Below are 25,451 nucleotides of genomic sequence, written 5' to 3' on the forward strand. Positions count from 1 at the left end.
TTAATTTCCGCTTATCCAAAGTTCAGTAGAAGGCTGTAAAGGCAGACTTAAATCACATACTAAATAACCATGAGCAACTAAATACCAAATTTGACTAATCCCATTTGCACGGTCCCATTTACCGGAAAAATGCCGTGCTAAAAGTGTGTCAAAAGTGACGACTTCCCGATCTCGCACATAATCTATTAAATGTTTTGAGTCGGCGAAAGAGAAGTTCATTTTGCGGTATTTTTGCAGAAACATAGCATTTAACCATAACCGATCACGAATACGCCCTTCATGCGCGATATGGAATTTCCAGCCTTCTTCTTTGCAAATAATCATAGCGGCACGATATCTTGTTTTCCAAAGATTTAAATTCTGTTCTAACTCTGCTGCTGGCTTTACTTCGACTAATTTAGGGGGGATAAAAGGAAGATAGCTATCATGTTTATAAGTTACTAAAAAGTCGGGGGTGTAAACCCGTTTTTTTCCATTATCAATATACTCAATAGTAAATGGTTGAGACTCAACAGCAAGAACGTTGGGATCAATTTCTAAACGGATAAGAAAATCTCGTTCAAGCGTAGATTCAAAAGCAACAGCAGAATCTTTTTTAAAAGGGTACAAACCAGATACACTAATGCGTGTATTACCAACTTTTCTTCGGGCTGGTACGATCTTTACCGTGTCGCATAATTGATTGTACATTCTTGGTTCCGTCGCATAGTTCATTAGAAGATTTATCGCACAGTTCTTTGTAAAAAGTATTCTAAGTTATTGACTCATACTTAAATTGTCGCATAGTTCTTTGTAAATGACAGTGGCTCACAACCTAAACCTGGAGAAATTACACTTGCTCACTTAGGTGTATTATTTTTAGACGAACTCCCTGAGTTTGACCGTAAAGTGCTTGAGGTTCTACGCCAACCTCTTGAATCTAAGGAAATTGTGATTTCTCGTGCTGCACGACAAATGACTTTTCCAGCAAATTTCCAGTTTATTGCAGCTATGAATCCATGTCCTTGTGGCTATGCGTTCAATCAGGATAGTCGCTGTCAGTGTTCTCCAGAAAGCATTCAACGCTATCAAAATCGCATTTCAGGTCCATTATTAGATCGTATTGATCTTCATATTGATGTCCCTCCATTACAAGCACAGGAGTTACAAGATCAAACAACAAGTGAGGGCTCTGCAACCGTTCGCAAACGCGTCATCCAAGCCTATCACCAACAAATCGATAGACAGCAATGCTTAAACCAAGCACTTTCACCAAAACGATTAGAACAATACGCTCGTTTAGATGAAAGCTCTGCCAAAATTATTGAAATGGCACAACAACGTTTGAATCTTTCTGCACGTGCCTACCATCGAGTACTACGCGTTGCTCGAACCATTGCAGATCTAGCAGAAAGTGAAGTTATCTCAAGCAGTCACTTAACAGAAGCCTTATCTTATCGAGGCAATTCAAATTAAATACGCTAAAAAAGCGACCCTCAGGTCGCTTCAATTCTTCTTATTATTAAAAAGCGTAACCCAGACCTAAAACAACTTTGTTCTTATGTTTGACTTCATCCCGAGTATAACCACCAAAAATATAATCCAAACTCCAAGTTGCACCCGTTGCACCTAAGGGATGAGACAGACCTAATGTCGCATGACGGAAAGCAAAATCCGTTTTCGTGACGTCGCCTGCCTTCGCTTGATAGGTTAAATATTCATCATCATCTCCATAGTAATACGCTGCAACCTGCGCTTTACCAGTAAACCCACCTGGCAACTGTGGTGTATAACTCGCTAAAAAATACGTATCACCTTTATTACCAAAGGTCACATTATTTAATAGGGTTTGAGCAGTAATACTAAAATCTTTATAGCTCAATCCTACAATTGTTTCGTAACCTGTAGACTCCCAACCTGGATAATAGTAATAAACAGTTGCTCCAATTTGATAACCGAGATCTTCAGTAATTTTGCCTTTATACCCTGCATAAAAATCATTTTCGAAAGATTTCTTTTCTTGAGGTACATAGGTTGGAGAAGTATTAAAATCAGCATAAGCCGCTGTCAAAGTCGAAAACCAATAACCCAAATAAAACCCACTGTCGTGTGTATAATCCAACCCACCTTGAATCGCAGGTGTATCACTTTCAGGTGAATTGGTCATCCCACGTAAGTTATAACTTGATACAACACTAATATTTCCTGAAATCGAGCCAGGAAATGGAAGCTTCGATTCTTCCGCAAATGTAAAAGTTGATGCTGTTGCAACAACCCCTGAAACAACAGCTGTGCATGCAAATTTCATCATATTGATTTCCCCCATGATTTAGACATTCAAATGATTTAAGTTTAAAAGTGCATCATGGTGTAATTTGCAAATGCTATGCCAAACAAATTAACCAAATTAAAAACAACAACTTAAATAAAAAAATACCTATTTTAAAGTTTTTTAATCTAAAAAATCTTATTTTGATTTGAAGGAGATATCCAAACTGAAGCAGTTTAGAACTTAATGGGGCGTTTCACACTTAAATAGCAAAATAATGGAACATACATGCATGCCTTAAATCTAAAATATTCTTATTTTTCAAAAATAAATCGTATTTAAAGCTCTACTTGGCTGATCATTTAGTTGAGCAAAATCTGAATACACATATAAAATATATTTTTTCAACAAAAATTCTGACATAAAAAAGCAGAGCCGTTGCTCTGCTTTTAAAACTCAAAAAGCTTAGAAGCTCTTAGTTAATGTAAAGACTGCACCAGTTTTTACACCACGCTTCTCGAACTTTGCTAACTCATCAGTATCAATATTGGTACCAATCGCTGCTAACTCAGCACTAAAACCTTCAATTGATTTAAAGTCATAACTTACACCAACTTTCCAGTCAACATAGTTGTCTTTTCCATTGAAAGCATCATCAATATCTACTTTGGTATAACCTACACTTGCGACACCGCCAAAACCAGTATCAGCAAAAGGAACACTATAAGCAAGATTTAGATACCAGCCATCTTCGTCTGTACCTGCTACATCATTGCTATAGTTCACTGCCGCCAATAGGTTATCGCCAGTCACAATTGCATTATCAAAGCCAAGTTTCGCGTAGATTTCTAACCAATTTAAGTCAGATGAACTTGGATAGCCGTAATACCATAAACCAACATCTAAAGTAGGTTTACCAGCAAGTGGTAACTCTGTTGCATAACCAATGTATGGATCAAGTTCTAAATGAGTTGGATCATCTGAACCAAAATGTACATTTGAAGCCCACACCCCTGCATAAAGACCTGATTCATGATCTAATTGAAAACCACCTTGAATAGCAGGGTCACTTTCAGTTTGCGTGATACCACGGAAGCGATAGTCAGTTGTTAATGCCGCACTTCCTGAAAAGCTTAAACCACTTTGAGCAAGTACATTGTCTTCTGCTGCAAAACTCATTGTAGAAAGCCCTGCAATCATACTAAGAGCTAGTGCCTTACATGCAAATTTCATCATATTGATCTCCCCCATGATGGATATTCGACTGATTTATGTTTTAAATTGCATCAGGATGTAACTAGCAAATGCTGTGCCAACTTTACAGATTCCTTGTGAAATAGTGCCCTCGTTCCATAAAAGTGCTATTTATACTGATCAAACGCCTCATGGTCGCGCCGAAAGAATAAAGAGATGTGCTTTTTATGAGCAATTTAAGAGCAACAAACTCTTTTAGGTCATTTATTGCACAATAAAGATGCAATAAGATAGGACATCCGACAACAGACCGATTGAAATATAAGCAATTTATCACTAAATAAATAATCGCCCTCTTAAAGTGCACTACTCAAATATTAAAGAGAAATGAAAAAGCTGTTCTTTTTTGTACGCAAAAAAATGCCATTCATCGGGTTGTCATATTTTGCAAATTAGTTTGATAGTTTTTTAACCACAGTCTAAATAAACCATTAAATTTAAAAAGAAAATATATGTCTTTATCACACATTAAATGAGAATTAATTTCCAAAAAAACAACTACAAAATACATGCTATATATATTATTTTATCAATAAAAATCATTATGTTATTTTTATTTTGATTTAATTTTATACAGTAAATAAATCATAATATTTTATAAGTTTTTTATTTAAAATTAATTAAAATATTTTAATAAAAATCTATCTTTTTCATGTATAACTTATACAATTGATCAAAATTTCGGTTTCTTCCCAAAATTAATTTATTTTATGAGGCTAGCTATGCCAAAGGCACAGAAACTTACTTTAGCGGTATTAATTAATGCTGCGTTAATCACCTCAACATATGCAAGCGAACAAAGCGAAGCAAAAGGATTTGTTGAAGATGCAAGCGGAAATGTTCTTTTCCGTACTGGTTTTTTACATCGTGACAAAAAACACGGCAAGGAAGACACGAGCTCATATGCGCAAACTGCGATGGTTAAGCTAGACTCTGGCTTTACTCAAGGTGTTGTCGGTTTCGGTGCTGGAATTATTGGTGACGCATCTTTTAAATTAGGTTCAAACAATAACTCTGGTAACGGCATGATCCCAAAGCATCCAGATGGTTCAGCTTATGACCATTGGGCACGTGGTGGCGGTTACGTAAAAGCACGTTATTCAAATACAACTGTTTCTTATGGTACTCATATTCTTGATATTCCTGTATTAGCAAGTAATACAGCACGTTTAGTACCTGAATACTTTGAAGGTGTTTTAGCGACTAGCCGTGAAATTGATGGTCTTGAGTTAACTGTTGGTAAATTTACCAAAGATCAATACTCTGATCAGATCAATAGTGATGGTCGACATTTAGATCGTGCTGTTGTTTGGGGGGCAAAATATAAATTTGACGAAAATTTAACTACATCATATTTCGGCCTAGACAGCAAAGATAAATTAGACCGTCATTATATCAATGCAAATTATAAACAGGCATTGAATCAGGATAGCGGATTGACTTACGATCTGAGCGCATATCACACCAAATGGGATGAAAAAGCGAGTACATATTCAAGTACGACTGATGATTTATCAAATCGCAAAAATACAATTTGGGCACTTTCTACGACCTATAATACAGGTCCACATAGCGTGATGCTGGCTTACCAACAAAATAATGGTAATACTGGTTATGACTACGGTGAGAATGCTGACGGTGCTCAAAGTATTTATTTACCAAACTCTTATCTTTCAGACTTTATTGGTAACAGCGAAAAATCAGCTCAATTACAATATAACGTAGACTTCGGTAACTATGGTATTCCTGGGTTAAATTGGACTACTGCGTTTGTTTATGGTTGGGACATTAAAGTTAAGAATGTAACGAACAATGCTCAAGAACGTGAATTCTTTAACCAAGTGAAATACACAGTTCAATCAGGTTTTGCGAAAGATGCAAGCTTGCGTGTACGTCACTCATATTACCGCGCTAGCGATGAATACCAAGCTGGTTATATCGGTGATACCAATGAATGGCGTCTCTGGCTTGATATTCCTGTGAAGTTTTTCTAATTCATAGTTGATCAAGTAAAAAACCTCCATTCAAATTTGAATGGAGGTTTTTTTATAAACTAGATTTAAAAACTAAAATCTAGTTAAACACTAAAATATTACTTTTTAGCTGCTTCAATTGCTTTTAGCACTTCTTCTTTTGCTACAGCAGAACCTTCCCAACCATTCGTTTTTACCCATTTACCAGGCTCTAAGTCTTTATAATGATTGAAGAAATGTTCGATCTGGCTCAACAGTAATTGAGGAAGGTCAGAATATTCCTGAACATCTTTATACAATGGAGATAATTTTTCATGTGGAACAGCGATAAGCTTAGTATCGATCCCAGCTTCATCTTCCATAATGAGTTTACCCACTGGGCGGCAGCGAATAACTGAACCGATCGCAACAGGATGAGGTGTAACCACCAATACATCTAAAGGATCGCCATCTTCAGATAGTGTATTTGGTACATAACCATAGTTTGCTGGGTAGAACATTGCTGTACCCATGAAACGATCTACAAATAATGTATCCGTATCTTTATCGATTTCATATTTGACTGGTGCTGCATTTGCAGGAATCTCAATGATAACATTGATGTCATTTGGGGCATCTTTACCCGCAGGAACATTGCTATAGCTCATATCAACACTCGTGTATGTGGATTGAATATAAAAAATCGGTCAGATTATAACGTGAATACCAGCAAAATGATGCTGTATATTGGTATTAGAGCGAATGAATTTTTACATTCCATTTGATTTAAGTGATTTTTATGGTAATCACAAATAATAAAATTGGGCAAAGTATAGAAAAGAGCCAAATGATTGAACGCAAAGTTGCCCAATTTGCGAGATAACAAATTCCATAAATGACTCGGAAAACAATATAAGCCCACCCCAACGCCAAAATAAAGCGTTCAGGAATCACCATATATTCCGCCATCAAAATGGCAGCAATAAACAAAGGTAAGCTTTCAAAACTATTTTGTTGAACCGCATTTGCCCGAGCGGAAAGACCTGTGGTTTTTGCTAAAAATTCACGAGGATTCTGATTGTCTTTGGCTTGGAAACCACCCGTTGATTTTGCAATCAAGGTAAAAACATAAGGTAATAAACATGCGATGATAATAATCAATATAATACCGTTAATACCTTGCATGCGTTGACATCCATCTTTGAAGTTCGTCTCATCATGCTATCATAACTTAAACTTTCATTTGTACTTGTTCGATAAGCATTTTTGCGGTTCTGTGTGGACTGCAGTCTAAGTTGAATAAAGTCTCGTTGTTTTATTTTTAGGATCCGTTTATGCAAAACCAAGATCAAAAAGAAATGTTGGATGTTCTCGCACAACAACGTCAACACCAACTCAAAGTTGATCGTATTCTAAAAATTGTGTTGCCTATCGTTGCATTTTTATTGAGTGTGATCTGCGCAAATCTTAACTGGCAATCAACATTAGGTACATTTTTGATTTTAACCATCGCTTTTTATGCCGTTGGAATTAAACGCCTCACGCTTTGGCACTGGTTAACTATTATTGTGCTCTATGTTTTTGCGGATAATTACTTTAGTTTCAATGGCTTTGATATAACTAGATTGCGCTTTCAGTTAATTACGATGTTTATTTTTGTGGGTATCGTCGGCATTGGTCGCCCTTATATTGATCACTGGCTTATGAAAAAATCAAACTAAAATATCTAAAAAAAATGCCACAATCTGAATTGCGGCATTTTTTTAGATGGTGTTGACCATTAAAGTATTAAGCAGGTTTACGTAAATCTTTACGCAAAATTTTACCTACATTTGACTTTGGTAACTCATCAATAAATTCAACATAACGTGGGCATTTATAGCCTGTTAAGTTCTTTTTCGCAAAAGCAAGAATTTCTTCTGTTGTTAAAGAATCATCTTTTTTCACAACAAATAATTTTGGAACTTCACCTGATTTTTCATCAGGAACGCCAATCGCAGCAACTTCCAATACTTTTTCGTGTTGCGCAATGACTTCTTCAATTTCACTTGGATATACGTTAAAGCCAGAAACCAAGATCATGTCTTTTTTACGATCCACGATTTTGAAGTAACCACGTGTATCCATGATACCGATATCACCTGTGCGGAAGAAACCGTCAGCAGTCATCACTTTTGCAGTTTCATCAGGACGATTCCAGTAACCTTTCATGACCTGAGGACCACGAATTGAGATCTCACCTTGTTCACCCTGAGGAAGCTCATTTCCGTCATCATCTAAGATCGCAACATCAGTCAATGGCAATGGAATACCAATTGTGCCGCTGAATTCAGTTGTTGCTGGTGGATTTGCAGTTGCAACAGGAGAAGTTTCAGATAAACCATAACCTTCGATAATGATTGTACCTGTCACTTTTTTCCAAGCTTCAGCAGTTGATGGCAATACTGCCATACCACCAGCCATCGCCATCTTAAGGTTACTATGGTCAAGTTGCTTAAATTCTTCGTTATTTACCAATGCATTAAACAAAGTGTTTACCGCTGGGAAGAAAGAAGGGCGATATTTACGTAGCTCATTAATAACCGCAGGTAAATCACGTGGGTTCGGGATCAAAATGTTTGCTTGACCTTTGTACATACCGTACATTGCACAAACCATGAATGCAAAGATGTGATAAAGCGGTAATGCACAAACAATACGATCACCTTTTTCACTATCAGATGCACCAAATTTGCTTGAGAAAATTGCTTCGCACTGTAAAAGGTTACCCACTAAATTACGATGAGTAAGTTCTGCACCTTTAGATACACCAGTAGTACCACCTGTGTACTGAAGTACTGCTGTATCACTCAAAGTTAAGCTTGGACGCTTATAGTTACTTGGGTTTTCTTTGTTTAATGCAGTATTAAATTTGGTATGACCCGGAATACTCCATGCAGGGATTTGCTTACGTACTTTACGTAGAACAAAGTTAACGATCGTCCCTTTTAAAGTCCCAAGCATGTCACCAACAGTTGCAACAACAACATGTTTCACTGGTGTTTTACCAATAATGCTTTGGTAGACACTTGCGAAGTTTTCAATGATCACCAACACTTCTGAACCAGAGTCATTCAATTGATGCTCTAATTCACGCGCTGTATAAAGTGGGTTTACGTTTACAAGTACCAGACCCGCACGGAATACGCCCAATGCAACTACTGGATATTGGAAAACGTTCGGCATCATCACCGCAACACGTGTTCCTTTTGCTAACCCCAAGCTTTGTAAATACGTTGCAAATTTGCGACTAGCAACTTCTAATTCATTAAACGTTAAAACTTTATCCATAAAGATAAAGGCATCACGTGACCCAAATTTTTGGAAATTGCGTTCAAAAATATCAACAAGTGAGGTGTTTTCAGCAGGCAGTTCAACTGTTTCTGGAATTCCTGTCTTTTGGTATTCTGCAAACCAAATCTTTTCCATAATGCCATTATCTCCGAGTGGTAATCCTTAAAAATGTAACAACGTTACTTTCCATGGCAAAACATTTTTTTTAACTTTTTGAATTGCCCTGTTCATCTATCCAAACAATATGAATACATCGTCATATATAACGTATTTATATCACAGAATACTAGCCCTATCTCTGAATGAAGAGTCTATTTGCTTTTTGATATCCCCGTGGTAAAAGTTGGCCCTTTGTTGCTCTTTTTCCTAGATATTTTTGGAGATCATCTCCCTTCAGTTTTAAGTGCTGTTGTCCTGCAGCGACTTGGATTATTTCATCTAATGCCAGCGTTGTCATGGATAAAATTTGCTCTTTTTCATCAAGTTGTATCAACTTGTTACCTTTACCTTTATTCAGAACTGGAAGTTCTGCTAAATCAATAATCAGTAAACGACCCGATGAACTCAAGATTGCAACATGCGTTGCTTGCTGAATTGGCAACAATGGTAATGCCTTTGCCTTCTCCATCACAGTTAGGAAAGCTTTACCTGCTTTGGCATTGGTATCTAACTGTGTTGCTTGAGTTTTGAAACCATAGCCATTCGAACTTGCCACCAGTAATTCATTCGCATCATCTTCGACCAAGACTTGAATAAACGACACACCACTTGCAGGTGAAAGTTTTGAACTCAACGGTTCTCCTAAACCTCGCGCCGAAGGTAAGCTACTAATCGGCAAAGCATAGCTTCGACCCTTTTGATCTAAAAAGTAGACTCGCTGATTGGTTTTACCCACAGCATGACTGAGATATTGATCACCTGCACGATAGTTTAAATTGGCAGCATCGACATCCGCACCTTTCGCAGCACGGACCCAACCTGCTTCTGACAATACAACCGTGACCGTTTCAGCTGGCATCAAATCTTGTTCTCGAATTTGTACCGCTTCAGCACGGGCAACGATCGGCGAACGTCGATCATCACCAAACTTTTTCGCGTCTTCTTTCAGTTCAGTAATAATTAAATTTTTCAATGATTCAGGATTTGCCAATTGCTCACGAATTACTGCCGCTTTTGCTTCTAACTCTTCTTGTTCACGGCGAATTTCCATTTCCTCAAGTTTAGCCAAATGGCGTAGTTTGAGTTCTAAAATCGCTTCGGCTTGAATTTCATCAATCCCAAAATGCTGCATCAACACAGGTTTTGGTTGATCTTCTTCACGAATAATACGGATGACCGTATCAATATCGAGATAAGCAATCAAAAGTCCTGCCAAAATATGTAAACGTTTTTCAATCTTGGTTAAATGATATTGCAAGCGACGTGTCACGGTTTGCTTACGAATCTCAATCCATTCCAACAAAATACGGCGAATAGATTTTACCTGTGGGCGACCATCAGCACCGATCATGTTGAGATTGACACGATAACTTGATTCTAAATCCGTGGTTGCAAATAAATGACTCATCACCGTTTCAGCATCGACACGATTAGAACGGAGGACGATCACCAAGCGCGTTGGATTTTTATGATCTGACTCATCACGAATATCTGCGACCAAAGGTAACTTTTTCGCAATCATTTGATCTGCGATCTGAGTAATCACTTTTGACCCTGAAACTTGATAAGGCAGTTCAGTAATCACAATCTCATTTTTCTCTACCGAATAAATCGAACGCATACGGTAACTACCACGACCTGTGGTTTGAATTTTTAACAATTCTTCAGGTGGGGTAATAATTTCTGCTTTGGTTGGCAGATCCGGTGCGGGAATATATTCAGCCAATTTCTCATCTGTAGTTTCAGGATTACGAATCAGCGCAATCGTTCCTTTCACCACTTCACGTAGATTATGGGGTGGAATATCGGTTGCCATCCCGACCGCAATACCCGTTGTGCCGTTAAGTAAAATATTCGGAATACGAGCAGGCAGCGTGATTGGTTCTTTCATTGAACCATCAAAGTTATCTTGCCACTCACTTGTTCCTTGGCCAAGTTCACTCAGTAATAATTCACTATAAGCCGAGAGTTTAGCTTCGGTATAACGCATTGCTGCAAATGATTTTGGATCATCAGGTGAACCCCAGTTGCCTTGCCCCTCAACCAATGGATAGCGATAGCTGAATGGCTGTGCCATCAACACCATTGCTTCATAACAAGCAGAGTCACCGTGTGGGTGATATTTACCGAGTACATCACCGACGGTACGTGCCGATTTCTTCGGTTTACCTGTCGATTTTAAACCGAGCTCACTCATCGCATAAACGATACGACGCTGTACAGGTTTTAGACCATCACTGATATGCGGCAATGCACGATCCATAATCACGTACATGGCATAGTTAAGGTAAGCTTGTTCTGTGAATTCAGCTACGGAACGGTTTTCGGTTGCATGATGTGCAAGGCTGGTCATTTCAGCGATTCATCCAAAATCATTGTTATCGTCAATGCTTTGTATGCTATGTGGATGCAAGCGTTGTGACAAGCCCTAGTTGTTGTTTAAACGTCAAATGGTGTCTTGTTCGGAGAATTTGTATTGAATAAGGTACTGAACCAACTTTTCAGCTATCAAATCAGAGACTTTCTCTGAATAATTTCATTTTAACTTCATCAATATTCAAGATTTGCAAGGAGGTCAATTCATTATTAACGTTAAAACCAAAACTGAAATTACAATCACGCACATATTCAATTGTATTTTCTAAAGGTAAAAATACGAGTTCAATATAATTTTTACCCATAAACAATTGGAACTCTGTATCAAATGCATCCTTAAATCTGCTTGAAAAATCATTCGAATCATCTGACCAAGACGAAACATCAAAAACAGGGAACAATGCTTTTTTCAAATCGCTAGATGAAGATGATTTTATCGTTTGAATAATTAGCTGCGGATCATAGCTGATAAGTTTGATAGTTGATAATTCACCTGTTTTTAAAAGCCCTATTTCAATCAAAGACGTAGAGCCATTCCCCCCTCTCCAATATAAATCTGGGGATTTTTCATTAAAATGAATATCAAAGGGTACGTATCCATCTATTTCGACCGAATGATAGTGATAAGTACTTATATTAATTTTCTTTAACATATGATCACCTTCAATTGAGGTAATTCTTAATCAATGCTCATCAGTTGATGAAGCAGACTCGGCATCATCATCTTGGTAGATAAATTTCGGCATTTCCAGACCAAAATAAATCGCAATCAAACGCAGTGAAAAACCAAAAACCAAAGTCGCAATCACAGTCAACTCTAAGCCCAACCCCAACTGCAAACACACCCAATAACAAATCACCGCTACAAAGGAAATACTGGCATACAGCTCACGGCGGAACACCAAAGGCACGTCATTACACAAAATATCGCGCAAAATACCGCCTGATACACCAGTTAATACACCAGCAACTGCTGAGACGACAAAACCATGCCCCATTTCCAAGGCAATCTGACAGCCAATAATCGTAAATCCGATTAAACCAAGTGCATCAAGTACCAAGAAAATATTACGTAAATGCTTCATCCATTTGGCAATAAAGATCGTGACAAAGGCAGCACAACACGTCAAAACCAAATATTCTGGATGCTTCACCCAAGTTAAAGGATAGTGCCCCAATAAAACATCACGTACAGAACCACCGCCCAAAGCAGTCACACAAGCAATCAATGTCACACCGAACCAATCCATACTACGGCGGCCTGCTGACAGTGCACCTGTCATTGCTTCTGCAGTAATGGCAATAATATAAATCACGGTGAGTAACATTTGCCTGAATCCTTAAACAAGGCGGAAAAGTGTGCGCTATTTTAAGACAAACTTAGATGAATTGTGCACAACATTGCTTAAATTTTTTCCCTGAGCCACAAATACATGCTTGTTTCATGGTGATTTGCATATCTAAAGTAGGATCAAGAAAATACCAACGCTGTTGATACAAGACAAAATGCGAAACTTCATGATGAATATGTGGCTGTTTTCCATCCTGATTTTTATCACAGTAATGCGCTTTAAACTCAACCAATGCATGTGTTTTATCGAGCTTGGGTTGATGTCGAAGCACCTCTAATTTTAACCATTGATTAGACTGACTCCAGTCAGCAATCGCCTCTCGATCTAACAATGCTTGTTGTCCCAGAGCCGTTGTTTCCAAAATATAGTCAATTTGCTGTAGGGCAAAGGCGCTATAGCGCGAGCGCATCAATTGCTCAGCACTTTCAGCAACTTGCTGTTTTAAATGAAGCGGTTGACAGCATTCTACATATAAGCCGCGTCCACATGGGCAGTTCTTTAACAGTGTCATGTTTCTTTCTCAAATAAAAATAGCCCGAGTAAAAACCATCATCATGTCACGATGGCCAAACCCTAGGGCTATTTAACTTATTAACTATTCTAATTACAGCTAAGCGATTTATCTTATTAAAAAGCTTTCGTCACTTATCAATACAATAGAACAAAGCCTTGCTTTCTGACGTTATACGTCTAAGCCATACTTAAATGTTGGCTCAACCTCGCTCAGGCTTTTCTTTAGCAGCAATACGCACTTTTTCAATTTTGTGCCCATCCATTGTAACCACTTCAAATAAATATCCATCGGCTTCCACCGCTTCACCATTTTCAGGTAAGCGCCCTAGATGGAATAAAATATACCCGGATAATGTTGAGTATTCCTCACTCTCATCCACCAAATCTTTCGCCAACAAAAGTGAAACGTGTCGAATATCCGTTGAGCCTTCCAATAAAAGTGAGCCATCTTCTAGACTTTCAGCCGCTGCCTCTAATTCATCTTCATCTGGGAACTCACCAGCAATTGCCTCAAGAATATCAATTGGTGTTGCAATCCCCTCTATCGAACCGTATTCGTTGAGTACGATCGCCATTTGCAATGGTGCTTGACGCAGTTGCTCCATGACCATGAGAACTTGTGCATTTTCATGCACAATCACAGGTTCACGTAAATGTTTATCGAAATCAATTGCTCCTGTTTCAATATATTCATTTAACACTTTGTGAGTAAGAACAACACCTTCAATATTGTCCAATTCACCGCGAGCAATAATTAAACGTGAATGGGTCATTGCCATTAAACGTTCTTTTAATTCAGCTGGATCTGCATCGAGATCCAACCACTCCAATTCTGGTCGCGGCGTCATCACCGATTTCACTGGGCGCTCAGACAAACCTAATACACCTTGTACTAAGACACTGTGATAAACGCCTGTATCTTCATCAAACACTTCTTTGGCATAGGCCTGTGTTGCCAATACATCTTCTGTTTCTTTGTGTTGATTATCGCTGTTAATGCCTTTATTGCCGAGCATTCGCAACACCGCAGAAGCAGTGCGATAACGCAAATCCGTAGTCGTTACCAATTTCTCTTGATTACGTCGCATGGTTTGATTGACCGCCTCGACCAAAACCGAGAAGCCAATTGCGGCATATAAGTAACCTTTTGGAATATGGAATCCAAAGCCTTCGACAATCAATGAGAAACCAATCATCATCAAAAAGCCAAGACACAGGATCACAACCGTTGGATGTTTATTTACAAAATCCATTAATGGTCGAGAAGCAATCAGCATAATACCAATCGCAATCGTGACTGCGATCATCATCACCGAGAGATCTTTCACCATACCAACAGCTGTAATCACGCTATCCAACGAGAAAACCGCATCAAGTACGACGATCTGAACCACTACGACCCAGAACACAGCATGTACAGGATTTTCCTGTCTTAAAGCCTGCTTACCTTCAATACGCTCATGTAATTCCATAGTCCCTTTAAATAAAAGGAACGCCCCACCAAACAATAAGATCAAGTCTCGTCCTGAAAAGGCATGATCAAAAACATGGAATAATGGCGCTGTTAAGGTGACCACCCAAGCAATGGAGGCCAGCAAGACTAAGCGCATCAATAATGCGAGAATCAAGCCAATTCTACGTGCGGCATTACGTTGTTCAGGGGGCAGCTTCTCAGCTAAAATTGCAATAAAAACAAGGTTGTCAATACCCAGTACAATTTCAAGCACCACCAAAGTCGCCAAACCGACCCACGCTGCGGGATCAGACATCCATTCAAAAATCATAGATGTGACTCCCCTACAGAATCATAAAGATCGGCATGGATTTGCTGATTGAAAAGATCGGCATTGGCAGCCAAAACATTTTTTTTAGAAATATAAAATATCAAAGCGGAGTGACAACAACCACTACTCATAGAAGTACATTTTTTACTTAACGGATTTTCAGTATAGGCAAGAACAAAATAAAATTCATCATTTTTTATAGGGATGTTTTTTGCAATTCATTACGCCATACGCTTCCATACTTTGTATGCGAAATGTGCATAAAACTGTCATATCTGTGATTTAAACTAGACAAGCACAATGAAAATGATAAGGTAAAAATAAACCAAATGAATAGTGTTTTAATAATGACTGAAAAGAAAACGATTATATCTACTCCTATAAAGACAACCCAACCTCTCATCGCGTTGTACTGTGGCTCCCGCACAGGTAACAAGCCTATTTATCGTGACACTGCCATTGAATTGGCTCAACATATTGCCAATCAATCCTTTGGTATCGTCTATGGCGGAGCAAGTATCGGACTTATGGGCCAAGTTGCAGATACCGTCCTAGAGCATGGTGGTGAAGTCGTTGGTGTTATTCCTGAATTTATGTTGGATTATGAAATTGCACATAACCAACTGACCGAATTGCACATTGTTCAAAGCATGCATGAACGTAAGGCTTTAATGGCTGAACGTGCCAGCGCTTTTATCGCTTTACCGGGCGGATTGGGTACCTTCGAGGAAATTTTAGAAATTGCCACGTGGGGACAATTGAATCAACATCAGAAACCAATGATTATCTACAATGTAAATCGTTTTTATGATGCTTTAATCGCCCAGCTCGATCATGCTGTTGAAGAAGGCTTCCTACCACCACAGCATCGCGCCAAAATTATTATTTGTGAAAACCCAGAACAAATTTCAAATGTTATCAAGAACCTCAATGCACCAACACACATTGAAGTTTAAACATCACCTATAAAAAAATGCGGATCAATCTAGATCCGCATTTTTATGTCTAAATTTAATGTAGATTTACTTGATAAATGCTAGTGGTACCACTCACCTCATTACCTACAACCAATAGTGGCTTGCCATTTGGCGAGTCTTTGGCAGAGATAAAGATTAGACCTTCTGGTCCAAGATCACCATGTGCAGACAATGCCGTCGACGGATCAGCCTGATCCCATACTTCTCGTGTATTTAAATAATCTTGGAAAATTGGCTGTTTAGGATTACTGACATCAAATACCATGACCCCACCCATACGCTCAAGTCCTAAGAACAAGAATTGTTTGTTGCCAATTTTGCCAATCGTCAAGCCTTCAGGTTCAGGTCCTTTATTGCTGCTACGTCCGCCTAATGTGTTGCCTTTTTCATGGTTGCTATTGAACCAATCTTGGCATGGAATATTCCGTGCTTTACCAAATTTACATTGATCACTATTCAAATATTGTTCAATGAAATCACCCGAGTCATAAGCGATTTTAACTTGATTTTGTGTATCCCAAATTGAGAATGAGCGTCCACCCAACAGGTACAAGTCGTCGTACATCAAATAATCGGTAAGTGGATTACCATTGACACCAATTTTATCACCAGCTTTTGAGTAATACACAGGCTTACCATTTTCTGTTTGATAGCCTTGTGTCCAGGTAATTTTTAAACGTCCCAATTGCTTGTCATCTCGGCAGTTACCAGCATCACCTTTGCTCGCGCCACAGTAAGCAAACGTGGTTGGATTCAGATGTGCACCAGCAGCTAAATCACGTAATTGCGCAGGAAGGTCATCGGCGCAACGGCGATCAAAACCATCCTTGTGCACGAGATGTTTTACGCGCCACTCTTCAACGAATCCTTTGCTATTGTCATTGTCACAGCGCTGCAATTTATTCTTTTCAAAGTCTTTCAGCTTAGTTAGCCCAAAATATTCGGCTGTATTTTCACCCCATGCACGCGCATCACCTTCATTTGCAGAAATTAAATAGGTTTTTTTATCCGCGGCAGTATAAGCAGCAATCGCATCAGGATGATAAATCCCTTTAAGTCCATTCCATGCCTTGATCATAATATCTTGAACTGTTTTTTTACCGTCAAAATCACTCACATCCAAAGCATTACTTGAGTTTTTATTTGGATCCAGCATCGACTTAAAACCACTGTCGCTAAGCCCGTGATCTTTGTATCCCATTGCTTCAATCGAGGTCACTGTTGCCGTCGCAATATCTAAAACCGCGATCGCATTATTTTCTTGTAGTGCAACCCAAGCGGTTTTACCATCATCCGAAACTGCAATATATTCTGGCTCTAGATCTTGAGCGACAGTCGCTTTCGGTCCAAAAATACGAACTCCTTTGGCAAGTAACGCATCTTTTTGACTATTAAACGCTTTAAAATCAGCAGTTTTGACTGTTGGCTTGCTGATATCAGTCACATTGATCACACTGACAGAGCCTTCTGGATCGGTTTTATAATCATCAGAGGGTTCACCTTCATTGGCCACCAATACCGTTTTCCCATCTGGTGTGAACGTCAACATATCGGGTAATGCACCCACTTGCACATGGCTCAGACGTTTAAGATCACTCGCTTGATAAAAGGCAACAAAACCAAGATCTGTTTTATTCGCAGCTTCAACAGCCAAAGCAATAATGCCATTTTGGATGCTGACACTATTCACCTTTGCACCTTCCGCGATGTCATCAACAGTTAGTGATTGTAAATAAGTTGGCTTAGCTGGATCAGCAAGATCAAGTACATCTAATGCCCCCAGCTCAGCATTGACCACAAAAACACGTTTTGTCGCAGGGTCATAGGCAGGAATTTCAGCTGCACTCTTTCCAAAAACACCTGATTCATATCGGCTTAAAAAGCTCAACTGAATTCGCTCTGGTGTAGGCTCTACTACTTCAGGTTTAGGATCAGGATTTGATGATTTTTCTGTTTTGTCATCATCATTACACGCCACCAACCCCACTGACAGCATTGCAGTGAATAACACTGAAATCTTAAATTTCATGATCAAATTCCATAGATTTTATTTTGTAGAGCTAATCTAGTCATTCGAGGTGCAAATACGATGACATTTTCATGTCAGTTCGATGACGAGTCTTTGACAATTTTGGGCTTTATTTCAAATACAATTCCATTAAACTAAAGCAGATATTTCACACGTCACCACTCATGACAACAACCACTCATCAAGCCGTACAGCCTGAATTTCGTTTACTGGTGCTCTTGGTTTCTATCGGCTTTTTTATGCAGGCCTTGGATACCACGATTGTCAACACGGCGATTCCTGTGATGGCAATTCAGCTCAATGAAAATCCATTACAAATGCATGGGGTAATTGTTGCCTACGTCCTATCAGTTGCTGCTTTTATCCCATTAAGTGGTTGGTTGGCAGACCGCTTTGGTATCCGTAATACTTATCTTGCTGCTATGGTGATTTTTAGTCTGGCATCACTCGGTTGTGGCCTGTCTCAGACCTTAGATCAACTCTTGATTTGTCGTGTTATTCAAGGGATGGGTGGCGCATTATTGATGCCCGTTGGACGCTTGGCTTTACTTAAAATTATTCCACGTAGCCAATTTCTTTCAGCGATGAGTTTAATGAGTCTGGCTGGTCTCATAGGTCCTTTGATGGGGCCGACTTTGGGTGGATGGTTAGTCGAAGTTGCCACGTGGCACTGGATTTTCCTGATTAACCTCCCCATGGGTGTGCTTGGGGTAATCATGGCGCTTAAAGTCATGCCAAATCAAAAAGAACCAACCGTCAAATCCTTTGATCTCGGTGGATTTATCTTATTGATGATTGCTATGGTTGGTCTGTCTCTTGGGATTGAGAATATCGCTGCGCCACAATATTCTGGCTGGATCAGCATCACTCTACTGGTAATTGGATCTTTAGCAACGTTTGGCTATGCTTATCATGCATATAACCATCAGAATGCCTTGTTTCATGGACGATTGTTCCGCCATAAAATTTTTTCAATTGGCATTTTAGGCAATTTCTTTGCGCGTTTAGGTAGCAATGCAATTCCTTTTATTTTGCCACTGATGCTACAAGTCGCCTTTGGTTTTGAACCCTTTATCACAGGTTTAATGATGATTCCTTTGGTGCTAGGATCATTATTCTCCAAACCGATTATTCGTCCAATTATTCAACGTGTCGGTTATCGTCGGTTTTTACTGACCAATACCGTATTAGTGGGTTTATGTATCGCCAGTTTTTCACTGATGACTGCAGACACACCGTTGTGGCTAAAAGTGTTGCATTTCTTTATCTTTGGGACGTTGAACTCTTTACAATTTGTCGGTATGAACACGCTGACATTAAAAGATTTACCGCAGCATGATGCTAGTAGTGGCAATAGTTTCTTGTCGATGATCATGATGCTGTCGATGAGTATCGGGGTCGCTCTGGCTGGAACATTGATCAACCTCTTTGGCCAGCATTATCCAACTGCCTCTGTGACAAGCGCCTTTCATGCAGCCCTCATTGTCTTAGGTTGTATTAATATCATTACTGCGATGGTATTTTGGCAGATTCCTAAAGAAGTTGCTGACTAAAATAATACTTTGCTGTGTGGGCCAAAATAGAGCCAAAGCGCAACAATCATTCTATAATTGATATTTCTACTTAGCTCATCGCGGGCTTATAACGTTAAAGACAATATGGCAAAGAAAGCTGCGAAACGTCCACATGCTCAACATTATCCAACTTATGTCAGCATTACTTTAGCTGTCATATTGGGGGTACTGAGCTATTTCGGTTTGTTTTACCAGCAAAAAGCATCGGCACAAGACTATGCCATTCGTGGTTTTGATGTATCACATCATCAAGGTGAAATTAACTGGAAAAAGATCTCTCCGCTGCAATATCAATTTGTATATATAAAGGCAACTGAAGGCGGTGATTTTAAAGATCGGAAATTTCAAGACAACTGGCTCAAAGCACGTGAGCAAGGTTTTTATGTGGGTGCATATCACTTCTATCGTTTATGCCGTGATGGCAAGGTACAAGCAGAAAATTTTATTGCGACTGTCCCGAACAAAACGGATGCTCTTCCCCCCGTCATTGATTTGGAATATGACAGCAACTGTATTAATACCTATACCAAAGAGCAGCTACTCAAAGAAATTCAGATCATGCATGATCAGTTGCAGCAACATTATGGCAAACAGCCAATTTTCTATATTTCGAAGAGCTTTTATCATATCGTATTGATGGGCAGCTTTAATGACACACCATTGTGGGTACGTGATTACGAGGCTAAGCCCGAATTAAAAGACGGCAGAAAATGGTTATTTTGGCAACATAGCCAAACAGGAAAAATTGACGGTATTCCTAAAGCAGTCGACTTAAATGTTTACGCAGAGTCACCACAGCAGTGGCATGTTTTTCTAGAAAAACAAGGCATCCTCGATGGTAAATGAAATACGTAAAATCATTCACATCGACATGGATGCCTTTTTTGCTTCAGTCGAACTTCTAGATCGACCAGATCTTAAAGATCTGCCTGTGGTGATTTCTTCTCACCACCCTCGTGCAGTGATAGCCGCAGCGTCCTACCCCGCCCGTGTGTTTGGCTTACGTTCTGCCATGTCGATGGGGCAAGCCAAAAAACTATGCCCACAAGTGATTGTGATTGAACCCAACTTTGAAAAATACCGAAAAGTTTCAGCACAAATTCACCAAATCTTTCAGCAATATACACCCATCATTGAACCCTTGTCGTTAGATGAAGCCTATCTGGATGTGACAGAAAATCTAAAGAATATACCCAGTGCAACTGAAGTTGCGACACAAATTCGTGCAAATATTTTTGCAGCAACAGGGCTAACAGCTTCTGCAGGGGTGGCACCGAATAAATTTTTGGCCAAGATTGCCTCCGATTGGAACAAACCAAATGGTTTATTTGTAATTAAACCTCATCAAATCCAACATTTCATACAAGACTTGGCACTAAAGAAAATCCCTGGTGTTGGCAAAGTCACCTATGAAAAATTAAATCAATTAAACTTGCACACCTTAGGCGACCTACAAAAAATTGAAGAAAATGTATTAATTCATCATTTTGGTAAATACGGCAAACAACTGTACTTATATGCTCAAGGTATTGATCATCGTCCTGTCAAAGCAGAGCGGGAGCGGCAACAAATCTCGAAAGAAATTACCTTTGATGATGACTATACGCTCACTGAATGCAATCATGCTTGGCAACCTCTAACTGAACAGATTTGGCGTAGTTTGGAAAGAAAACAACTGACAGCTCGTGGCGTTAACGTCAAACTGAAACTCAAAAATTTCCAAACCCTACAACATAGTAAAAGTTTTAAATTGCCGCTTCGCTCTCAACAAGATTTAGAACAAGTGGTTTTACAACTACTCAATGAAATGCATATCGATCCAGACTTTCAGTTTCGTCTCGTTGGTGTTGGCGTTTATCAACTGCAAGCTCTACAACAAGAATCACAACTTTCCCTATGGTAATGTTGTTTTTTTACACAACAGTACGATTTTAGCTCAAATTTATGTTTGCTTTTTATGCAGTTTTCAGTACTCTAAGCAACGCAGTAACATTATCCATGTTATTCGCTTTGCTAAAGAAATCCTCACTTTTAGCATTTGCTCCTGTGGTTGGCGTGACGATCAAATCCGAATATTACAGGGCACTTTAGCTGTCTTCTCAAAAGCCTCTCATCTGTTCAGTTTTTCAAAACAATAATTTCCACGATAACTTTTTTCTTGTCTTGCCGCACGACTTTATTCAACAACCTAATTTAATGGAAATAGAAACTTTTTCAGCTTGATTTATACAAAATTACACTGTGCTCAGAATGCTTCAAGTACAATCCTATTGATACAGTTTTAATTAGGTAGTTTCACTATGTCTGTGCAACGATTGCATGTTACATCACGTTTTTGCGAAGTCGCAATTTCAGGAAATCTCGTTCATTTAGCAGGCCAACTGGCAGATGATACCAGCGTTGATGTGAGCGCACAGACTCAACAAACCTTAGACAATATTGATCGTTTACTGGCAGAAGCAGGCACCGATAAAACTCATATCTTGTCTGTATTGATTTTCTTGAAAGACATTGAAAAAGACTATGCAGCAATGAATGCGGTGTGGGACGCATGGATTGCTGAGGGACATCCCCCAGCACGTACCTGTGTTGAATCTAAACTCTATGCACCTGATGTTTTAGTCGAAATGACTGTCACGGCTGTAAGACCTGATGCCCATTAAGATTTAGCCACAAGCACATTATATTTCATCATCCGATCGGTATGAGGCATGGCAGTAAATGTGCTAGTCGATGAAACCATTGGATCAAATAAATCAGGTAACAAATCTTCTCGTAACTCTTGTTCAGTTGGAATACTGCTATAACGCAATACGCGATATCCAGCCAACTCTAACAAGCTGTCTTGATAATGTTTTAAATGCAGACGATTCACATAAGATTCGTCTGCAATCTCAATAATTGCCAAAACTTGTAGTTGTTGATCCAATACTACAAAATCAGCAACTAAGCCCTGATATTTGCGTCGTGTATGTGCAAATTTAGTCGTCAACAATGCATCAAAAGAAACATGTGCAAGCACAGTATGACGATGTAACACAGCTTGTAAACGCATCAAAGTAATTTGTTCAGCAATATTCAAGATACCGCGTCGCTTTAATGGACTGTCTTGACGCCGATTTTGATGTAAACGTCGAAGTGCAAGTGCTGTAATGAGCAGCAAACCAATAATGGTTATGAAATAATACATTTCTAACTAATCCCTTTAGATTTTTTATAATCATTTTTTGGCTTTATGCCAATTTTTTAATCAATAACAAACGATAGTAAAGTTATTTCAACAGCGTAAACTTAAATTTTTTAATCGTTTTATACTAGGCGACCAAAGTCGTAAAAGCTTACCCTAGCTCTACTTATAATCAGCATACACTGAATATTCAAGTCAATATTGTCAGTATATGTTTCTATAAATTATAGTTTTGAAATTGAACTGCGACACAATTATCACTTTCTAATAAAAAGAGGACATCGTTTTGGATGTCCTCTTCTCTTCATTTGAGCACCGTAATTAACGATGCGCTTTTACTTTCGATTTTGGTTTACCCGAAAAAGGTCTTTTCTCACCAGTTTCACGTGGTGGCAAACCCGTGTGCTGAGTCAACACCTGTCCTTTTTGTGGACGTTTTTGACTAGAATTAGACTGTGGACGAGATGATTGACCACGTTTAGCAGAATCTCCAGCAACACTCGAGTTTTTCTTACGCGCAGACTTATATTCACCTTCAGCCGTGCCTTGTGGCTGATAGGTTGGAATCAAATGTTGTTTCGAATTACCAATTAAATCCGAACGACCCATTTCTTTCAATGCTTCACGTAATAACGGCCAGTTATTTGGATCATGGTAACGCAAGAAGGCTTTATGCAAACGACGACGTTTTTCACCTTTCACGATATCAACGTTTTCGGTATAACGCGCCACTTTAGACAATGGGTTCTTGCCTGAATAATACATGGTGGTCGCAGTTGCCATTGGCGATGGATAGAAGGTTTGTACCTGATCGGCACGGAAACCATTCTTTTTCAGCCAAATCGCCAAGTTCATCATATCGTAATCTGTTGTACCGGGATGCGCAGCGATGAAGTAAGGAATTAAATATTGTTCCTTCCCTGCTTCCTTACTAAAACGCTCAAACATTTGTTTAAAGCGGTCGTAAGTTCCTATCCCTGGTTTCATCATCTTGGATAATGGACCATGTTCGGTATGCTCAGGTGCAATTTTTAGATAACCACCAACATGATGCTGTACCAACTCTTTGACATATTCAGGGTTTAACACAGCAAGGTCATAACGAAGACCTGAACCGATCAAAATCTTCTTCACACCTTTGATTTCACGTGCTTTACGATAAAGCTGAACCAATGGTGCATGATCAGTATGTAAGTTTTGACAAACACCGGGATAAACACAAGACGGTTTACGGCAGTTCTTCTCGATTTCAGGGTCGTTACAGTGCAAACGATACATGTTTGCTGTTGGACCACCTAAGTCTGAGATAATGCCTGTAAATTGAGGTGCAGTATCACGGATCTTTTCAATTTCACGCAGAATTGATTCTTCAGAACGGTTTTGAATAATACGCCCTTCATGTTCAGTGATCGAACAGAAAGTACAACCACCAAAACAACCACGCATGATATTCACAGAGAATTTGATCATATCAAACGCAGGGAAACGTGCATTGCCATAAGCTGGATGCGGTAAACGTGCATAAGGTAAATCAAAGACATAATCCATTTCTTCCGTTGTTAACGGAATTGGTGGCGGATTAATCCAAACATCACGTTCACCATGACGTTGTACCAATGCACGAGCATTTCCCGGATTGGTTTCCAAATGCAAAATACGGTTGGCATGCGCATAAAGCACGTGATCATTAGCGACTTCTTCAAAAGAAGGCAAACGAATCACAGCCAATTCACGTGGCGGTAATTTATGTTTAATCGCTTTGGATGGTGCAGGTTTTAACTGTACGATCTGTGTATCTGGATCGAGTTGATCACCTTCACGAACGATTGGATTGGTCACAATTTCTTTTTGGAAGTTTTGATATTGTGCGAGTGAGTTGCCTTTTTCTTTTTCAACTTCACAGCCATCAATATCTTCAGTCATGACATAAGGATTGATAATTGGATCAACACGACCAATGCTATCCACGTCATTACTTGCGATTTCAACGAATTGTGCTTTTGATGCTTTATTGTGTTTATTAATAATAAATGCAGTACCACGAACATCGGTAATTTCGTGGATTTTTTCACCCTTGGCTAAACGATGCATCACATCAATAATGGCACGCTCACCATTACCATACATTAATAAATCCGCTTTAGAGTCCATCAAGATAGAACGACGGACTTTATCGGACCAATAATCATAATGTGCGATACGACGTAAACTACCTTCAATCCCACCGAGCAATACAGGTACATCTGGGAAAGCCTCACGACAACGCTGACAATACACCGTAGCCGCACGGTCAGGACGTTTATTCGGTTCATTATTTGGCGAATACGCATCATCCGAACGGATTTTACGATCTGCCGTATAACGGTTAATCATCGAATCCATATTGCCTGCGGTTACACCCCATGCAATAGTCGGTTTCCCTAAAACACGAAAACTTTCGACATTGGTCCAATCGGGTTGAGCAATGATCCCCACACGAAAGCCCTGTGCCTCAAGCACACGACCAATCACGCCGGATACAAATGAAGGATGATCAATATATGCATCGCCACAAACTAAAATAAAGTCACAGGCATCCCAGCCGAGTAAGTCCATTTCTTCTCGTGACATCGGTAAAAATGGTGCAGGTTCAAAACACGACGCCCAATATTTGTCGTAATCAAACAGCGCTTTTGGCGCAGTTTGCTTGGTATAGGCAGTAGACATGGCTTGC

General features: G+C 39.2%; 21 protein-coding genes and 1 pseudogene. 8 read left to right on the forward strand and 14 right to left on the reverse strand.

The genetic code is table 11. The annotated features are described in order from the left end of the window. Positions 1-690: a heteromeric transposase endonuclease subunit TnsA gene (locus tag F927_RS09850; protein WP_000282673.1), complete on the reverse strand. Its 690-nt coding sequence runs from the start codon at positions 688-690 to the stop codon at positions 1-3. A gap of 114 nt (positions 691-804) precedes the next feature. On the opposite strand from F927_RS09850, the pseudogene F927_RS09855 reads away from it, so the two are divergent. Continuing rightward, positions 805-1,455: pseudogene (locus F927_RS09855) on the forward strand (ATP-binding protein); the annotation flags it as partial. 46 nt (positions 1,456-1,501) lie between these two features. Here F927_RS09855 and F927_RS09860 read toward each other — a convergent pair. Both F927_RS09860 and F927_RS09865 read right to left on the reverse strand, forming a co-directional pair. Beyond that, the gene (locus tag F927_RS09860) at positions 1,502-2,290 is read right to left on the reverse strand and encodes a TorF family putative porin (RefSeq protein ID WP_005084035.1); all 789 of its coding nucleotides are present in this window, start codon (positions 2,288-2,290) and stop codon (positions 1,502-1,504) included. A gap of 423 nt (positions 2,291-2,713) precedes the next feature. Beyond that, positions 2,714-3,484, reverse strand: a complete 771-nt coding sequence (locus F927_RS09865) for a TorF family putative porin (protein WP_005084038.1) — start codon at positions 3,482-3,484, stop codon at positions 2,714-2,716. Between the two features lie 740 nt (positions 3,485-4,224). Between F927_RS09865 and F927_RS09870 the strand changes: the two genes are divergently transcribed. Beyond that, on the forward strand, positions 4,225-5,496 hold the full coding sequence (locus F927_RS09870) for an OprD family outer membrane porin (RefSeq protein ID WP_005084040.1): 1,272 nt from the start codon (positions 4,225-4,227) through the stop codon (positions 5,494-5,496). A gap of 98 nt (positions 5,497-5,594) precedes the next feature. Here the strand turns inward: F927_RS09870 and ppa are convergent, their stop codons facing one another. Continuing rightward, on the reverse strand, positions 5,595-6,122 hold the full coding sequence (gene ppa / locus F927_RS09875; protein WP_004637542.1) for an inorganic diphosphatase: 528 nt from the start codon (positions 6,120-6,122) through the stop codon (positions 5,595-5,597). A 118-nt stretch (positions 6,123-6,240) separates the two neighbouring features. Next, entirely contained in the window at positions 6,241-6,639 is a 399-nt protein-coding gene (locus F927_RS09880; protein ID WP_004637541.1) for an MAPEG family protein, read from the reverse strand. A 149-nt stretch (positions 6,640-6,788) separates the two neighbouring features. Here F927_RS09880 and F927_RS09885 point away from each other — a divergent pair, with 149 nt between their 5' ends. Beyond that, positions 6,789-7,175, forward strand: a complete 387-nt coding sequence (locus F927_RS09885) for a hypothetical protein (protein ID WP_005084044.1) — start codon at positions 6,789-6,791, stop codon at positions 7,173-7,175. A gap of 67 nt (positions 7,176-7,242) precedes the next feature. Here F927_RS09885 and F927_RS09890 read toward each other — a convergent pair whose 3' ends face one another. The 6 genes from F927_RS09890 to F927_RS09915 form a co-directional block, all read right to left on the reverse strand. Continuing rightward, on the reverse strand, positions 7,243-8,922 hold the full coding sequence (locus tag F927_RS09890; RefSeq protein WP_005084046.1) for a long-chain-fatty-acid--CoA ligase: 1,680 nt from the start codon (positions 8,920-8,922) through the stop codon (positions 7,243-7,245). A 157-nt stretch (positions 8,923-9,079) separates the two neighbouring features. Beyond that, positions 9,080-11,299 carry a DNA topoisomerase IV subunit A gene (parC, locus tag F927_RS09895; protein ID WP_004637538.1) on the reverse strand — a complete coding sequence of 740 codons (2,220 nt, stop codon included), beginning with the start codon at positions 11,297-11,299 and terminating at the stop codon, positions 9,080-9,082. A gap of 160 nt (positions 11,300-11,459) precedes the next feature. Continuing rightward, a complete protein-coding gene (locus tag F927_RS09900) occupies positions 11,460-11,975 on the reverse strand; it encodes a hypothetical protein (RefSeq protein WP_005084048.1) in 516 nt (171 codons plus the stop codon). A 30-nt stretch (positions 11,976-12,005) separates the two neighbouring features. Beyond that, positions 12,006-12,650, reverse strand: coding sequence for a trimeric intracellular cation channel family protein (locus tag F927_RS09905; RefSeq protein ID WP_004637535.1), 645 nt, complete (start codon positions 12,648-12,650; stop codon positions 12,006-12,008). A gap of 52 nt (positions 12,651-12,702) precedes the next feature. Beyond that, entirely contained in the window at positions 12,703-13,185 is a 483-nt protein-coding gene (locus F927_RS09910; protein ID WP_004637533.1) for a YchJ family protein, read from the reverse strand. A 202-nt stretch (positions 13,186-13,387) separates the two neighbouring features. Next, on the reverse strand, positions 13,388-14,971 hold the full coding sequence (locus F927_RS09915) for a TerC family protein (protein ID WP_005084050.1): 1,584 nt from the start codon (positions 14,969-14,971) through the stop codon (positions 13,388-13,390). A gap of 329 nt (positions 14,972-15,300) precedes the next feature. On the opposite strand from F927_RS09915, the gene F927_RS09920 reads away from it, so the two are divergent. Then, a complete protein-coding gene (locus F927_RS09920; RefSeq protein WP_008942400.1) occupies positions 15,301-15,927 on the forward strand; it encodes an LOG family protein in 627 nt (208 codons plus the stop codon). 55 nt (positions 15,928-15,982) lie between these two features. Here F927_RS09920 and F927_RS09925 read toward each other — a convergent pair whose 3' ends face one another. Further along, positions 15,983-17,977 (reverse strand): choice-of-anchor I family protein, encoded by a 1,995-nt coding sequence (locus tag F927_RS09925; RefSeq protein ID WP_005084054.1) that lies wholly within the window; start codon positions 17,975-17,977, stop codon positions 15,983-15,985. Between the two features lie 164 nt (positions 17,978-18,141). Between F927_RS09925 and mdtD the strand changes: the two genes are divergently transcribed. From mdtD to F927_RS09945, 4 genes are all read left to right on the forward strand, one after another. After that, positions 18,142-19,530, forward strand: a complete 1,389-nt coding sequence (mdtD, locus tag F927_RS09930; protein WP_005084056.1) for a multidrug transporter subunit MdtD — start codon at positions 18,142-18,144, stop codon at positions 19,528-19,530. A 105-nt stretch (positions 19,531-19,635) separates the two neighbouring features. Next, entirely contained in the window at positions 19,636-20,397 is a 762-nt protein-coding gene (locus F927_RS09935; protein WP_005084057.1) for a glycoside hydrolase family 25 protein, read from the forward strand. A 1-nt stretch (position 20,398) separates the two neighbouring features. Beyond that, positions 20,399-21,454: a DNA polymerase IV gene (gene dinB / locus F927_RS09940; RefSeq protein ID WP_026057258.1), complete on the forward strand. Its 1,056-nt coding sequence runs from the start codon at positions 20,399-20,401 to the stop codon at positions 21,452-21,454. Between the two features lie 397 nt (positions 21,455-21,851). Continuing rightward, on the forward strand, positions 21,852-22,214 hold the full coding sequence (locus tag F927_RS09945) for a RidA family protein (RefSeq protein ID WP_005084062.1): 363 nt from the start codon (positions 21,852-21,854) through the stop codon (positions 22,212-22,214). Here the strand turns inward: F927_RS09945 and F927_RS09950 are convergent. Then, positions 22,211-22,741, reverse strand: coding sequence for a DUF2726 domain-containing protein (locus F927_RS09950; RefSeq protein WP_005084066.1), 531 nt, complete (start codon positions 22,739-22,741; stop codon positions 22,211-22,213). The genes F927_RS09945 and F927_RS09950 overlap by 4 nt on opposite strands. Before the next feature lie 318 nt (positions 22,742-23,059). After that, entirely contained in the window at positions 23,060-25,444 is a 2,385-nt protein-coding gene (locus F927_RS09955; RefSeq protein WP_005084069.1) for a YgiQ family radical SAM protein, read from the reverse strand. Positions 25,445-25,451 lie beyond the last annotated feature (7 nt).

The organism is Acinetobacter haemolyticus CIP 64.3 = MTCC 9819, from assembly GCF_000369065.1.
Lineage (GTDB): Bacteria > Pseudomonadota > Gammaproteobacteria > Pseudomonadales > Moraxellaceae > Acinetobacter > Acinetobacter haemolyticus.